The sequence below is a fragment of the Actinomadura macrotermitis genome (genome assembly GCF_009604375.1).
GTDB lineage: Bacteria > Actinomycetota > Actinomycetes > Streptosporangiales > Streptosporangiaceae > Spirillospora > Spirillospora macrotermitis.
The window spans coordinates 1489721-1503985 of sequence record NZ_WEGH01000001.1 but is presented as its reverse complement, the minus strand read 5'-3'; the positions used below and the strand labels follow the sequence as shown (position 1 = coordinate 1503985).

The following is a 14265-nucleotide window of genomic DNA, read 5'->3' as shown; positions in this document are numbered from 1 at the left end:
CCGTCCGCCCCAGAAGGGATATTTCATCATGGCGAAGATTCCCGTCATGCAGGCGGTGGTGGAGATCCTCAAGTCCGAGGGCGTCGACATCGTCTACGGGTGCCCCGGCGCCGCGATCCTGCCGCTGTACAAGGCGATGGAGCAGGACGGCGGCATCGCGCACCTGATCGTCCGGCACGAGGAGGGCGCCACCCACATGGCCGACGGCTGGTCGCGCACGACCGGCGGCGTCGGCGTGGCGGTCGGCACCTCCGGCCCGGCCGGCACCAACATGATCACCGGGCTGTACACCGCGCAGGCCGACTCGGTCCCGATCATCTGCATCACCGGGCAGGCCGCCACCGCCAAGCTGCACCAGGAGGCGTTCCAGGCGGTCGACATCGTCGGCGTCGCCGAGCCCGTCACCAAGTGGGCGGTGCAGGTCAAGGAGGCCGCGCAGGTCCCGTGGGTCTTCCGCGAGGCGTTCCGGATCGCGCGCTCGGGCCGGCCGGGACCGGTGCTGATCGACCTGCCGATCGACGTGCAGAAGCAGGAGATCGAGTGGGACGCCTCGATCGACGCGCCGCTGCCGGTCGTCCCCGTCGAGCCGCACCCGCCGCGCGTCGAGCGCGCCCTGGACCTGCTGCTGGCGGCCGAGCGGCCGCTGATCCTGGCGGGCGGCGGCGTCATCATCGCGGACGCGCACGCCGAGCTGCGCGAGCTCGCCGAGCTGCTGCAGGTCCCGGTGCAGGCCACCCTGATGGGCAAGGGCGCGCTGGACGAGGACCACCCGCTGTACGCGGGCATGACCGGCGTGCAGACCTCGCAGCGCTACGGCAACGCCTCGTTCCTGGAGTCGGACCTGGTGCTGGCCCTCGGCGCCCGGTTCGGCGACCGGCACACCGGCGACCTGGACGTCTACCGCGGCGACCGCAGGTTCATCCACGTCGACATCGAGCCGACCCAGATCGGCAAGGTCTTCGGCCCCGACCTCGGCGTCGTCTCCGACACCCGGCTGTTCCTGCGCGCGATCCTGGACCTGGCCCGCGCCCGCGGCGTCCGTCGCGAGGCCGGCGCCTGGGTCTCCCGGGTGCGGGAGCTGAAGGCGACGCTGACGCGGCGCGAGGATTTCGACAACGTCCCGATCAAGGCGCCGCGCATCTACAAGGAGATCAACGAGTTCTACTCGGCCGACACCTACTTCGTCACCGCGATCGGGCTCTACCAGATCTGGGGCGGCCAGCACCAGAAGGCGTTCCGGCCCCGCCACTACCAGGTGTGCGGGCAGGCCGGCCCGCTCGGCTGGGAGATCCCGGCCGCGATCGGGGTGAAGACCGCCCTGGCCAGGACCGAGCCGGACGCCGAGGTCGTCGGGATCGTCGGCGACTACGGCTTCCAGTTCCTGGTGGAGGAGCTGGCGGTCGCCGCGCAGTACGACATCCCGTTCGTGCTCATCATGATCAACAACGAGTACCTGGGGTTGATCCGGCAGGCCGCCGACCACGGCGGGTACGCCATGAACTACCAGGTCGACATCCACTACGACGAGGCCGGCACCGACAACGTCAAGATCATGGAGGCGTACGGGTGCGCCGGCACCCGGGTGGTGGAGCCCGGCGGGATCCGGCCGGCGCTGGAGTGGGCGCGCAAGGAGGCGGGCCGGACCTCGCGTCCCGTCCTCGTCGAGATCATGATCGAGCGGGAGGCGGACACCGCCAACGGCGTGCGGATCGACGCGATCCGCGAGTTCGAGCCCGTCTCCTAGGCAAGGGGGAAGACATGGACAGGCAGGGGCACGTCGTCATCGCGCCCGACAAGTTCAAGGGGTCGCTGACCGCCGGCGAGGTCGCCGCGCACCTCGCGGCCGGGCTGCGCCGCGCCGTCCCCGGCCTGCCCATCGTCGCCCTGCCGGTCGCCGACGGCGGCGACGGCACGGTCGACGCGGCCGTCGCGGCCGGCTTCGCCCGGCTGAGCACGATCGTCACCGGGCCGGCCGGCGATCCGGTCACCGCCTGCTACGCGGTCCGCGGCGGCACCGCGGTGATCGAGCTGGCCGAGGCGTCCGGGCTGCGCCGGCTGCCCGGCGGCGAGCCCGCGCCGCTCACCGCGACCAGCCGCGGCACCGGCGAGCTGATCGACGCGGCGGTGCGCGGCGGCGCGTCCCGGATCGTCCTCGGGCTCGGCGGCAGCGCCTGCACCGACGGCGGCACCGGCCTCGCCGCCGCGCTCGGCTTCCGCTTCCTGGACGTCGCCGGGGACGAGCTGCCGCCCGGCGGCGCGGCGCTGCGCACCCTGGCCCGGATCGAACCGGGCCGCCGCCCGCCCGGCGTGGAGTTCGTCGTGGCGAGCGACGTGGACAGCCCGCTGCTCGGCCCCGACGGCGCCGCGGCGGTGTTCGCGCCGCAGAAGGGCGCCTCCCCGGCCGAGGTGCGGATCCTGGAGAGCGGCCTCGCCCGGCTGGACACCGTCGTCCGCCGCGACCTCGGCGTCTACGCCGCCAAGCGGCCGGGCGCGGGCGCGGCGGGCGGCGCCGGGTACGGCGCGCTGGCCTTCCTCGGCGCCGCCGTCCGGCCCGGCATCGCCTACCTGCTGGAGCTGCTCGGCTTCGCCGGGCAGGCGGCCGGCGCCCGGCTGGTGATCACCGGCGAGGGCTCGCTGGACCGCCAGTCGCTGCGCGGCAAGGCCCCGGTCGGCGTCGCCCGCGCCGCCGCCCGCGCGGGCGTGCCCGCCGTCGCCGTCGCCGGGCGCCGCTCCCTCACCGGCGAGCAGCTGCGCAAGGCCCGGCTGCAGCGCGCCTACGCCCTCACCGACATCGAACCCGACCTCGGGCGGTGCATGGCCGAGGCCGGGCCGCTGCTCGAACGACTGGCCGAACAGATCGGCCGGGACTGGCTGGCCGAACCCGTGGGAGGGGTGGCGTGAGCGACCGTTACGACCTGGTGATCCGATCCCGCAGGGCGGTGCTGCCCTACGGGGAGCGGCCCGCCGCCGTCGGCGTCCGCGACGGGCGCGTCGCCGCCATCGAGGACGCGGACGCGCGGCTGCCCGCCGCCGCCGAGGTCGACCTCGGCGACATCGCGCTGCTGCCCGGCCTGGTGGACACCCACGTCCACATCAACGAGCCGGGCCGCACCGAGTGGGAGGGGTTCGACACCGCGACCCGCGCCGCCGCCGCCGGGGGCGTCACCACCCTGATCGACATGCCGCTGAACTCGCTGCCGCCGACGACCCTGCCGGAGAACCTGCGGGTGAAGCGGGATGTCGCACGTGACAAGGTGTTCGTCGACGTCGGCTTCTGGGGCGGCGCGATCCCCGGCAACGTGCCCGCGCTGCGGCCCCTGCACGACGCGGGCGTGTTCGGTTTCAAATGCTTCACCGCCGACTCGGGCGTGCCGGAGTTCCCACCGTTGTCGGAGAAAGAGCAGTACGCGGCGTTCCGCGAGATCGCCTCCTTCGACGGCCTGGTCATCGTGCACGCCGAAGACCCCGGCGCGCTCACCACACCTGAAACCGGCGACTACCCGGCCTTCCTGGCGTCCCGGCCGCCGTCAGCCGAGCGGCTCGCCGTCGAGCAGGTCATCCGGATCGCCGAGGAGACCGGCGTCCGCGCGCACATCCTGCACCTGTCGGCCGCCGACTGCCTGAAGCCGCTCGCCGAGGCGCGGGCGCGCGGCCTGCGGATCACCGCCGAGACCTGCCCGCACTACCTCGCCCTCGCCGCCGAGGACGTCCCCGGCCCCGCCTCGACCGCCTACAAGTGCTGCCCGCCGATCCGCGACGCCGGCAACCGCGACGAACTGTGGCGGGGCCTCGCCGACGGCGTGATCTCCTGCGTCGTCACCGACCACTCGCCCTGCACGCCCGACCTCAAGCGGGGCGACTTCGCCACCGCCTGGGGCGGGATCTCCTCCCTCCAGCTCGGCCTGTCGGCGGTGTGGACCGCGGCCCGCGCCCGCGGCCACGCCCTGTCCGACGTGGTGCGCTGGATGGCCGAGGGCCCCGCCGCCCTCGCCGGCCTGACCGGCCGCAAGGGCCGCATCGCGCTCGGCGCCGACGCCGACCTCACCGCCTTCGCCGCCGACGAGGCCTACCTGGTCGACGCCGCCGGCCTGCGGCACCGCAACCCCGTCACCCCCTACGCCGGCCGCGCGCTCACCGGCCTCGTGCAGGCCACCTGGCTGCGCGGCGAGATCGTCGACGACGTCCCGCGCGGCGCCCTGCTGACCCGCCCCTGAACGGAGACCCCGCATGACCGACTTCGCCGCCTTCCCCGACCTGGCCGGCCGCGCCCTCGGCGGCTCGGTGCTCGCCGCCAGCGACGAGTCCTTCGAGGAGAAGGAGAACCTGATCAACCCGTGGGCGCCGGCCTTCCATCCCGAGACCTTCGGCACCAAGGGCCAGGAGTACGACGGGTGGGAGACCGCGCGCCGCCGCCCGGACGCGTCCGGCGAGCTCGGCCACGACTGGGCGCTGGTCCGGCTCGGGCTGCCCGGCGTGATCCGCGGCGTCGTCATCGACACCGCCTGGTTCAAGGGCAACTACCCGCCGCACGCCTCCGTCGAGGCCTGCCATGTGGACGGCCACCCGTCGGCGGCCGAGCTGGAGACGGCCGACTGGGTGGAGATCGTCCCGAAGAGCCCGCTGAAGGGCGACTCCGCGCACGCCTTCCCCGTCGACATCGCCCGGCGCTTCACGCACGTCCGGCTGAACATGTTCCCCGACGGCGGCATCGCCCGGCTGCGCGTGCACGGCGAGGTCGTCCCCGACCCGCGCCTGCTCACCGGGCTGACCGTCGACCTCGCGGCGCTGGAGAACGGCGCCCGCGTCCTGGAATGCTCGAACATGTTCTACTCCCGGCCCGACAACATGCTGTTCCCCGGCCTGGCCCGCAACCAGGCCGAGGGCTGGGAGACCGCGCGCCGCCGCGAGCCGGGCAACGAATGGGCCCTGATCCGCCTCGCCGCGCCCGGCGTGATCCGCCTCGCCGAGTTCGACACCTCCAACCTGAAGTTCAACGCCCCCGGCCAGGTGGCCCTGTCCGGCATCGACGCCCGCACCGCGCGCCTGGACGACGCCGCCGCGTGGACCGGGCTGCTGCCGCGCACCCGCGTCCAGCCCGACGGCCGCCACCGCTTCCGCCTGGCGGACGCGCCCGAGGTCACCCACGTCCGCCTCGACCTGCACCCCGACGGCGGCCTCGCCCGGCTCCGCCTGCTCGGCGACCTCACCCCCGCGGGTGAGGAGGCCCTCACCGTCCGCTGGCGCGAACTGACCTGAGGAGCCAACGAAACCGTTCCAGGGCGCGTCTAAGGGGCGACAACTGTGATCCTCGCCCCCGCGGAGGAACGATGGCCGACCGGTTACTGCCCGAAGATCCCGAGCAGGTCGGGCCGTACGCGCTGACCGGGCGGCTCGGCGAGGGCGGCCAGGGCGCGGTCTACGAGGGCCGCGCCCCGGACGGCCGGCGCGTCGCGGTCAAGATCCTGCACGCCCGGCTCAGCCGGTCCGCCGAGGCGCGCGCCCGGTTCGTCCGCGAGCTGGAGGTCGCCGAGCGCGTCTCGGGGTTCTGCACCGCGCAGGTGCTGGACGCCGACATCGACGGCGACACCCCCTACATCGTCAGCGAGTTCGTCGACGGCCCCTCGCTGATCAGGCTGGTGCGCGAGGAGGGGCCTCTCGACGAGGGGTCCCTCATGCGGCTCGCGCTCGGCACCGCGACCGCGCTCGCGGCCATCCACCGCGCCGGGATCGTGCACCGCGACTTCAAGCCGCCGAACGTGCTGGTCGGCCCCGGCGGCCCGCGCGTCATCGACTTCGGCATCGCGCGCGCCCTGGACTCCGAGGCGCTCACCATGACCAGCCAGGTCGTCGGCACCCCGGCCTACATGGCGCCCGAGCAGCTCGCCGGCACCGCCGTCGGCCCGGCCGCCGACATGTTCGCCTGGGCCGGGACGCTGCTGTTCGCCGCCACCGGGCGGCTGCCGTTCGAGGGCGACTCGATCCCCGCGATCATCCACCGCATCCTCAAGTCCGAGGCCGACGTGTCGGCGCTGCCCGGCCCGCTCGCCGCCCTCGTCGCCGCCTGCCTGGCCAAGGACCCGGCCCGCCGCCCGACCAGCGCCGACGCGGTGGGCCGGCTGCTCGCCATGATCGGCGCCGACCCGGGGACGGCCGACCCGCTGGCGCACGGGCACACCCTGGTGCTCGGCAGGCAGGGGGTGTTCGGCAAGTCGCTGTTCAACCGCGTGCCGTCCCAGCTCGGCAGCCGCCGGCGGCGCCTCGTGCTCGCCGGCGCCGCCGCGCTCGGCCTGACCGGGGCCGCCGTGACCGCCCTGGCGGCGGTCGCCGTGATCGCCGTGGTGGCGGCGGCCGTCTTCGTGGTGCCCCGGTTCCTGACGGACTCGCCCGGCGCCGCCGCCTCCGGCGCCCGGGGCACCGTCAAGATCGCCTACATGGGCCCGATCACCGGCGACCTCGCCGCCTTCGGGGAGCCGATGCTGGCGGGCGTCCGGTTCGCCGTCGACGAGTACAACCGCGAAGGCCGCCCGCTGAAGGCGGAACTGGTGGCGCTCGACACCCACAGCACACCCGAGGGCGCCGAGCCGGTGGCGCAGGCGGCGGTGGCCCAGAACACCGCCGCCGTCATCGGCCCCACCCTGACCGGGGAGACCATGAAGGCGATGCCGATCCTGGAAAAGGCGCGCATCCCCGCCGTCTCACCGGCGGCGGCGGGCGGCAACCTGTCGCGCAACGGCTGGAAGTACTGGCACGGCACGGTGCCAAACAGCCGCGTCGCCGCCGGCGCGCTCGGCGACCTCGCACTGCGCACCGGCGCCAAGAAGGCCCTCGCCATCGGCGACGACTCCGACGAGGGCCGGACCGACGCCAACTACTTCAAGGCCGCCCTGGAGGCCCGCGGCGCCACCGTCACGACCGCCTCCCTGAAGGAGGGCGAGACCGCCCTCGTCCCCAAGATGCGCGGCGCCGACACCGTCTTCGTCGGCGGCCTGGCCACCACCGCCGGCCGGCTCATCAAGGCCGCCCGCACCGCCGGGATCACCGCCCGCTTCTACCTGAGCGACCTCGCCCTGGACCCGGCCCTGGCCAAGGAGGCCGGCCCGCAGGCGGCCGAAGGGACCCTGCTGACCTGCTCCTGCCTGCAGCCCGGCTCGTCGGGCGGCGCCGTGCCCGCCTACGCCGCGTTCGCCGCCCGCTACGCCAAGGCCCACGACGGCAAGGAGCCGGCCATCTACACCGCCGAGGCCTACGACGCGGCGAAGGCCGTGCTGGAGGCCCTGCGCAAGGGCGCCCGCACCAGCGCCCAGATCGAGGCCTGCCTGGCCAAGGTCGACATCCCGGGCGTCACCCAGCGCCTGCGCTTCACCGACACCGGCGAGCTGACCGAGGGCGTCAGCTACGCCTACCAGGTCCACGACGGGCAGCTCACCCTGCTGGGCGACTCCACCAAGGCCAAGGTGAGCTGAGGCGCCGTAGCGACATCGGCCCGGGGTGAGGCTCGCCTCACCCCGGGCCGGTAACGCGCGCGCTCAACAAGATCGTGGGCGGTTCACACCGTGGCGGGGGGCTCCTCCTCCAGGAGGTCGTCGAACTCGCCGTCCTTGACGCCGGCGACGAAGGCGTCCCACTCGGCCTCGGTGAAGTAGAGGATCGGCCCGTCCTCGTTCTTGGCGTCGCGCATGACGACGGCGCGCTCACCGAAGTCCTTGTGGTCCACCGGCACGTCCTTGCCGTCGATGAACTCGATGATGACGCCGTCGCTGATGAACGGCTCCTGCTCGGTCACTGGCGCACCCTCCTCGTTCCCAAAGCTGGGGTCCCTCCAAGGCTAATGCGGTGCGAACGCGCCGTGGGGAAACGGCGAACCAACAACGACCCCCACCGCATGCGGAAGGCACGCAGATGACACGAAACCGAACATGGCCGCGGTGACCCGGCCCCCCGCCGCCGGCCGGGAGAGCGACGCCGGCGTCATCGGCCGGTCCCGGCGCGAGCCCGAGGCGTTCGCCGCCCTCTTCGACCGCCACTACACCGCGGTCCACGGGTACGCGGCGCGCCGGCTCGGCCCGGCGCTCGCCGACGACGTGGCGGCCGAGACGTTCCTGATCGCGTTCGACCGGCGCGACCGCTACGACACCGCCCGCCCCGACGCCCGGCCCTGGCTGTACGGGATCGCGTCCAACCTCGTCGCGCGCCACCACCGCGCCGAGGTCCGCCTGTACCGGGCGCTCGCCCGGTCCGGCGCGGACGAGGTCACCGAGGGCCACGCCGACGGGGTCGCCGGGCGGCTCGACGCCCGCGCCGTGCGCGGCCCGCTGGCGCGGGCGCTGGCGGGTATCGCGGACGGTGACCGGGACGTGCTGCTGCTCGTCGCCTGGGCGCAGCTGTCGGTGCAGGAGGCGGGCGAGGCGCTCGGCGTCCCCGCCGGGACGGCGCGGTCGCGGCTGCACCGGGCCCGCAAGAAGATCCGCGCCGCGCTGGGCGACACCGACCCCACCTCACTCGGAGAGGACCTCGACCGATGAACGACCTGGACATCCTGCACGACGCCTGGGAGGCCCCGGCGCCGCCGTCGCGCGCCGCGCACGACGCCGCCCGCGCCGCCCTCCTCGCCCGCGCCGCCGGGACGGCCGCGCTCGCACCCGCGCCCGCCCGGCGGCGGCGCCGGCTCGGCCTGCGCGTCGCCGTCGTCGGCGCGGTCGCCGCCGCGGCCGTCGCGGGCGTGACGGTGGTGCAGACCGGCGGCTCGGACGGGCACGGCCGCCCCCGCCCGGTCATCCCGGGCATCCCGCCCGGCCCCGTCGCCAACGCCGCCGAGGCGCTGGACCGCGCGGCGCTCGCCGCTCAGGGCACCGCCGCCCGCCCCGAGCAGTGGATCTACACCGAGGTCACCGACCGCTACCCCGGCACCGCCCACAAGGCGCGTGTGGAGCGGCCTACAGACGGACTACGGACCCGGGTGGTTCGCTCGTGGTGGCGGGCCGACGGGAAGGAGGCGGCGGAGGAGGATGCGGGCAGGCTCACGACCAGGCCGCTGAGCGACCCGGTTCCGGCGGACGTGACCGACGGCCGCACCATGCTGCACTGGGCCTACGGCCAGGTCCCCGGCGGTAGGGAGGACGAACGCGACCCGGTCGTGCAGGGCGAGGTGTTCGGCCGGCTGAACGCCATGGTGCGCGAGCACGAGGTGCCGGCGCGGCGGCTGTCGCTGGTGTTCAAGGCGATCGCCCTGATACCCGGCGTCAAGCTCGTCCCCGGCCGGGTGGACGCACTCGGGCACCCGGCGATCGCGGTCGGCCGGGTCACCGAGGGCTGGCTCCGCGAGGAGGTGCTGCTGGACGCCAGGACCTACGCCTACGTCGGCGAGCGCTCCATCGCGATCAAGGACCACACGAGCACGGGCATGGACGGCACCTCGACGGTCAAGAAGGGCACGATCCAGCTCATCGCCGCCCGCACCAAGGTGGCGGTGGTCGACCGCCCTGGCCAACGTCCCTAGAACGACGCCCCTGCGGGGTGCGCCCACCTCGGAGCCGCGCCCCGCAGGGCCGTCAGCACGGTCAGAAGTCGGCGAGGAGGCGGGCGGCGGCGGTCTCCAGGCGGACCTGGATCTCCTCGGCGGTGGCGTGGCCGCGGAGCATCTCGATCATCTCCATCGTCCACACGCTGGACAGTGCCTTGGCCAGCACCCGCCGCCGGTCGCCCGCGGGCACCTCGCTGTCGGGGCCGACGGAGGCGCGCAGCAGCAGGCCGGTCATCCGGTCGCCGAAGTCGGTCTTGACGTCCGACAGCAGCAGCGAGCGGATCAGCGCCTCGGCCAGCTCCGGCTCGCGCATCAGGCCGCGGGTGGCGCGCATCAGCACGTCGACCGCGCGCTGCGGCGGCGCGTCGGTGCGCGGCGGGCGGCGCTCGATGCTGCCCTCCAGCAGGTCCAGCTCCTCGCTGACGACCGCGACGACCAGGTCCATCTTGGACGGGAAGTACCGGTACAGGGTGCCGAGCGCGACGCCCGCGCGCTCGGCGACCGTGCGCATCTGCATGGCCTCCACGCCGCCGCGCGAGGCGAGCGCGGCGGCCGCCTGCACGATGCGCTTGCGCCGCTGGTGCTGGCTGCGGGACCGCGCGCCGGACGGCTTGTCCTCGGTCGCTGTCGGCTCTGCGGTCACGGTCGGTCCCCTCAACGGTCGCGCGGGCCGTCGCGCCCGCTTGCGGGACAGCTTACAGGGCCGGTGAGAACGTGTTATCTGATTGCGTGCGCGAGGGTTTGCGGCGGCCGGTCAGTGAACCCTGACATCCGTGGCGAACCGGGGTCCTTCCGGCGGTGATCACGCCCCTGGACACAGACTAGAATCTGTTCTAGTTTTGCCGCCGGGAGGTGGTCGCCGATGACGGTGGGCAGGCTGCTGGCGGCCCGCGCGGCCGACGGGCGGACCGGGCTGGTCCACGCCGGCGACGGCCGCTCGTGGAGCTGGGCCGAGGTCGTGGCCGAGTGCGCCCGCCGCGCCGCCTGGCTCACCGCCCGCCGCGCCGGCGGCCGGCCCGTGCACGCCGGCGTCCTGCTCGACAACGTCCCCGAGCTGGTGTTCCTCATCGGCGGGGCGGCCCTGTCGGGTGACGTGATCGTCGCGCTGAACCCGACCCGCAGTGCCGCCGAGCTGGCCGAGGACGCCGCCCGCGCCGACTGCGACCTGGTCCTGACCCAGGCCTGCCACGCCGGCCTGGCCGAGGGGCTGGGCACCGTGATCGACATCGACGGCCCCGGATACGCGCTGCCCGGCCAGGCGCCGCTGCCCGACATCTCGGGCATCACCGACGCCACGCTGCTCATGCTGATCTTCACGTCGGGCACCTCCGGCCGCCCGCGCGCCGTCCGGGTCACGCACCGCAAGGTCGTCGTCCCCGGGGAGAACCTGGCGGGCCGGCTGCTGAAGGCCGATGACGTCGTCTACTGCCCGATGCCGCTGTTCCACTCCGGCGCGATCATGGCGGCGTACGCGCCCGCGCTCGCCGCCGGCGCCACCCTCGTCGTCCGCTCGAAGTTCTCCGCCTCCGGCCTGCTCCCGGACGTCCGCGCGCACGGCTGCACCTACCTGCACTACGTCGGCAAGGCCCTGTCCTACGCGCTGGCCACTCCGGCGAAACCGGACGACGCCGACAACCCCCTGAAGATCGCCTTCGGTAACGAGGCCGCCCCCGCCGAGCAGGCCGCGTTCAAGGAGCGCTTCGGCTGCTACGTCATCGACGCCTACGGCTCCTCCGAGACCGCCATCGCCTTCTCCCCGGACCCGTCCGGCCCGCCCGGCGCGCTCGGCAGGCTGACCGACGGCGTCCGCGTGCTGAACCCCGACACCGGCGCGGAGTGCCCGCCCGCCCGGTTCGACGACGCGGGCCGCCTGCTCAACCCCGACGAGGCCGTCGGCGAGCTCGTCGGCACCGCGGGCCCCGGCCTGTTCGACGGCTACTACAACGAGGACGCCCCCGACCGCCTGCGCGACGGCATGTTCTGGAGCGGCGACCACGCCTACGCCGACGAGAACGGGTACGCGTTCTTCGTCGGCCGCACCGCCGACCGGCTCCGCGTGGACGGCGAGAACTTCGGCGCCGTCCAGGTGGAGCGCGCCCTGGCGGGCCTGCCCGGCGTCCGCCAGCTCGCCGTCTACGGGGTGCCCGACGCCGCGTCCGGCGACCAGGTGATGCTCGCCCTGGCCGCCGACTCCTTCGACCCCGAGGCGTTCGCCGCGCACCTGCGCGCCCTGCCCGGCCTCGGCGCCAAGTGGCCGCCCCGGTACGTGCGGGTCGCCGCGGAGCTGCCCGCGACCGCGTCCAACAAGATCCTCAAACGCCGGCTGGCGCGCGACGGCTGGCGCACCGGCGACCCCGTGTGGTGGCGGCCCGGCCGCGACCTGGCCTACCGCCGCATGACCCCTGGCGACGCGGCCCGCCTGCGCGAGGAGTTCGCGCGGCGCGGCCGCCTGCACCTCCTGGAAGGGAGCGGATGAGTGGACTTCAACCTCGACGAGGCGCAGCGTGAGCTGCAGGGTCTCGCCGCCGGCCTGCTCGCGCGCGAGGCCGCCCCGCAGCGCCTGGAGGCCTTCGAGAAGGGCGGCGCCGGCTACGACGGCGCGGTCTGGAAGGCCCTCGCGCAGGCCGGGCTGCTCGGCGCGGTGCTGCCCGAGCGGGCCGGCGGGGCGGGCCTCGGCCCGGTCGAGCTGACGGTGATCCTGCGCGAGATCGGCGCGCACGTCGCGCCCGTCCCGGCATACGCGTCGCTGGCGCTGGCCGCCGCGCCGATCGCCGCGCACGGCACCGACGCGCAGATCGCGCTGCTCGCGCCGCTCACCGAAGGCGAGGCGATCTTCACGGGCGCCTACCGGGAGCCCGGTCCGGCGGGCGAGGTCCGCGCCACCGCCCGCGCGGACGGCGACGGCCACGTCCTGAACGGTGTGAAGACCTTCGTCCCCTACGCCGCCGAGGCCGAGCGCATCCTGGTCCCGGCCGTGCTGGACGGAGCCGTCCGCGTCTTCCTCGTCGAGCCCGGCGCGACGACCCTCACGCCGCAGCCGTCGGCGACGACCGAGCCCCTTTCGCGCGTGGAGCTGAACGACGTGCGCGTCGGCCCGGACGCGCTGCTCGGCGACGGCGCCTGGGACACCCTGCGCCGCTCGGCCGTCGCGGGCGCGGTCGCGCTGTCCTCCGGCGTCATCGAGGGCGCGCTGAAACTCACCACCGAATACGTCAAGACCCGCGAGCAGTTCGACCGGCCGCTCGCGCAGTTCCAGGCCGTCACCATGAACATCGGCGACGTCTACATCGCCAAGCGCGCGCTGGACGTGGCCGTCTGGGCGGGCGCCTGGCGCCTCGCCGAAGGCTGGGACGACGTCGACGAGGTCCTCACGATCGCCGCGTTCAACGCCGCCGACGCCGTCGTCAAGGCCCTGTACACCTGCCAGCACCTGCACGGCGGTATCGGCCTGGACGTCACCTACCCCCTGCACCGCTACTTCGCCTGGGCCAAACAGGCCGGGCACCTGCTCGGCGGCGCGGAGCAGCAGCTCGACACCCTCGGCACCCTCGTCGCGCAGGAGGCGTGATGTTCATCGACCTGACCGACGAGCAGAAGAAGCTGCGCGCCGAGCTGCGCGAGTACTTCCGCGCCTGCCTGACCGCCGAGCAGCGCGCGCAGATCGCGGGCGACCCGTTCGGCGAGCACTACATGGCGCACTGCAAGCGCCTCGGCCGTGACGGCATGCTCGGCGTCGCCTGGCCGAAGGAGTACGGCGGGCGCGGCTACGGCCCGATGGAGCAGCAGATCTTCGCCAACGAGATCGCCCGCGCCGAGGTGCCCTACCCGATCATCACGCTGAACTCGGTCGCGCCGACGATCCTGCAGTACGGCACCGACGAGCAGAAGGCGTTCTTCCTGCCGCGGATCCTGGCCGGGGAGTGCCACTTCGCCATCGGCTACAGCGAGCCCGGCGCCGGCACCGACCTGGCGTCGCTGCGCACCACGGCCGTCAAGGACGGCGACCACTACGTCGTCAACGGCCAGAAGATCTTCACGTCGGGGGCGCACTACTCCGACTACATCTGGCTCGCCGCCCGCACCGACCCCGACGCCAAGAAGCACAAGGGCATCACGATGCTCATCGTCGACTGCGCCGACCCGGGCTTCTCCTGGACGCCGATCGTGACGATGGACGGCCGCCACCACACCAACTCCACCTACTACAGCGACGTGCGCGTCCCGGTGGACATGGTCGTCGGCGAGGAGAACAAGGGCTGGGACCTGATCGTCAACCAGCTCAACCACGAGCGCGTCACGCTCGGCCCGGCCGGCAACATCGGCCACACCTACGACCGGTTCGAGAAATGGGCGCGCACCGCCGCCGGCCGCGACGGCCGGCCGCTGATCGAGGAGCCGGCCGTGCGGCGCGCGGTCGCGCAGGTGTACGCCTACCTGCGCGTCAACGAGTTCCTCAACTGGCAGGTCGCGGCGAACATGGACCTCGGCTGGCTGGGCGCCGCCGACGCGTCCGCCACCAAGATCTACGGCTCGGAGCGGATGCAGGACGTCGGCCGGATCGTCGGCGACGTCCTCGCCCGCTACGGCGACCCGGGCGACCCGGCGACCGCGGACTTCGTCGAGCGCCTCGACCACGGCGTCAAGGGCGCCGTCGTGCTGACCTTCGGCGGCGGCGTCAACGAGATCCAGCGCGAGCTGATCGCGATGATCGGCCTCGGCCTGCCCCGCGCCCCGCGTTAAGGAGA

At 74.3% G+C, this 14265-nt stretch carries 12 protein-coding genes; 10 read left to right on the top strand and 2 right to left on the bottom strand.

Annotation, left to right across the window (positions count from 1 at the left end; genetic code table 11):
* Positions 1–28 precede the first annotated feature (28 nt).
* The 5 genes from gcl to ACRB68_RS06685 all read left to right on the top strand — a co-directional run bounded on the left by gcl (position 29) and on the right by ACRB68_RS06685 (position 7463).
* Complete coding sequence (gene gcl, locus ACRB68_RS06705; protein ID WP_153531266.1) at positions 29–1744, top strand: glyoxylate carboligase; 1716 nt, start codon at positions 29–31, stop codon at positions 1742–1744.
* Between the two features lie 14 nt (positions 1745–1758).
* On the top strand, positions 1759–2901 hold the full coding sequence (locus ACRB68_RS06700; protein ID WP_153531265.1) for a glycerate kinase: 1143 nt from the start codon (positions 1759–1761) through the stop codon (positions 2899–2901).
* Positions 2898–4214, top strand: coding sequence for an allantoinase AllB (gene allB / locus ACRB68_RS06695; RefSeq protein WP_328593846.1), 1317 nt, complete (start codon positions 2898–2900; stop codon positions 4212–4214). The genes ACRB68_RS06700 and allB overlap by 4 nt, the downstream gene beginning before the upstream one ends.
* A 13-nt stretch (positions 4215–4227) precedes the next feature.
* The gene (gene alc / locus ACRB68_RS06690; RefSeq protein ID WP_153531264.1) at positions 4228–5256 is read left to right on the top strand and encodes an allantoicase; all 1029 of its coding nucleotides are present in this window, start codon (positions 4228–4230) and stop codon (positions 5254–5256) included.
* Between the two features lie 71 nt (positions 5257–5327).
* Positions 5328–7463 (top strand): bifunctional serine/threonine-protein kinase/ABC transporter substrate-binding protein, encoded by a 2136-nt coding sequence (locus tag ACRB68_RS06685; RefSeq protein ID WP_153531263.1) that lies wholly within the window; start codon positions 5328–5330, stop codon positions 7461–7463.
* An 83-nt stretch (positions 7464–7546) separates the two neighbouring features.
* Here ACRB68_RS06685 and ACRB68_RS41035 read toward each other — a convergent pair whose 3' ends face one another.
* Entirely contained in the window at positions 7547–7783 is a 237-nt protein-coding gene (locus ACRB68_RS41035) for a DUF397 domain-containing protein (protein ID WP_328593845.1), read from the bottom strand.
* Between the two features lie 133 nt (positions 7784–7916).
* Between ACRB68_RS41035 and ACRB68_RS06675 the strand changes: the two genes are divergently transcribed.
* Together ACRB68_RS06675 and ACRB68_RS06670 are read left to right on the top strand one after the other, a co-directional pair.
* Positions 7917–8522 carry an RNA polymerase sigma factor gene (locus ACRB68_RS06675; RefSeq protein WP_153531262.1) on the top strand — a complete coding sequence of 202 codons (606 nt, stop codon included), beginning with the start codon at positions 7917–7919 and terminating at the stop codon, positions 8520–8522.
* Positions 8519–9496, top strand: a complete 978-nt coding sequence (locus ACRB68_RS06670) for a hypothetical protein (protein WP_153531261.1) — start codon at positions 8519–8521, stop codon at positions 9494–9496. Before ACRB68_RS06675 ends, ACRB68_RS06670 begins: the two co-directional genes overlap by 4 nt.
* Positions 9497–9557: 61 nt before the next feature.
* Here ACRB68_RS06670 and ACRB68_RS06665 read toward each other — a convergent pair whose 3' ends face one another.
* Entirely contained in the window at positions 9558–10163 is a 606-nt protein-coding gene (locus ACRB68_RS06665; protein ID WP_328593844.1) for a TetR family transcriptional regulator, read from the bottom strand.
* Positions 10164–10382: 219 nt separating this feature from the next.
* On the opposite strand from ACRB68_RS06665, the gene ACRB68_RS06660 reads away from it, so the two are divergent.
* Genes ACRB68_RS06660 through ACRB68_RS06650 form a run of 3 tightly spaced genes read left to right on the top strand, consistent with a single transcriptional unit; the run spans position 10383 to position 14260 of the window.
* Positions 10383–11996 (top strand): AMP-binding protein, encoded by a 1614-nt coding sequence (locus tag ACRB68_RS06660; protein WP_153531259.1) that lies wholly within the window; start codon positions 10383–10385, stop codon positions 11994–11996.
* On the top strand, positions 11997–13088 hold the full coding sequence (locus tag ACRB68_RS06655) for an acyl-CoA dehydrogenase family protein (RefSeq protein ID WP_328593843.1): 1092 nt from the start codon (positions 11997–11999) through the stop codon (positions 13086–13088). It begins immediately after the preceding gene.
* The gene (locus tag ACRB68_RS06650) at positions 13088–14260 is read left to right on the top strand and encodes an acyl-CoA dehydrogenase family protein (protein ID WP_153531258.1); all 1173 of its coding nucleotides are present in this window, start codon (positions 13088–13090) and stop codon (positions 14258–14260) included. Before ACRB68_RS06655 ends, ACRB68_RS06650 begins: the two co-directional genes overlap by 1 nt.
* Positions 14261–14265: the final 5 nt, after the last annotated feature.

Excerpts from the sequence above, each read along its gene's own strand:
- gcl (WP_153531266.1), top strand. The coding sequence starts at position 29 with ATGGCGAAGATTCCCGTCATGCAGGCGGTGGTGGAGATCCTCAAGTCC.
- ACRB68_RS06700 (WP_153531265.1), top strand. The coding sequence starts at position 1,759 with ATGGACAGGCAGGGGCACGTCGTCATCGCGCCCGACAAGTTCAAGGGG.
- alc (WP_153531264.1), top strand. The coding sequence starts at position 4,228 with ATGACCGACTTCGCCGCCTTCCCCGACCTGGCCGGCCGCGCCCTCGGC.
- ACRB68_RS06685 (WP_153531263.1), top strand. The coding sequence starts at position 5,328 with ATGGCCGACCGGTTACTGCCCGAAGATCCCGAGCAGGTCGGGCCGTAC.
- ACRB68_RS06675 (WP_153531262.1), top strand. The coding sequence starts at position 7,917 with ATGGCCGCGGTGACCCGGCCCCCCGCCGCCGGCCGGGAGAGCGACGCC.
- ACRB68_RS06670 (WP_153531261.1), top strand. The coding sequence starts at position 8,519 with ATGAACGACCTGGACATCCTGCACGACGCCTGGGAGGCCCCGGCGCCG.
- ACRB68_RS06660 (WP_153531259.1), top strand. The coding sequence starts at position 10,383 with ATGACGGTGGGCAGGCTGCTGGCGGCCCGCGCGGCCGACGGGCGGACC.
- ACRB68_RS06650 (WP_153531258.1), top strand. The coding sequence starts at position 13,088 with ATGTTCATCGACCTGACCGACGAGCAGAAGAAGCTGCGCGCCGAGCTG.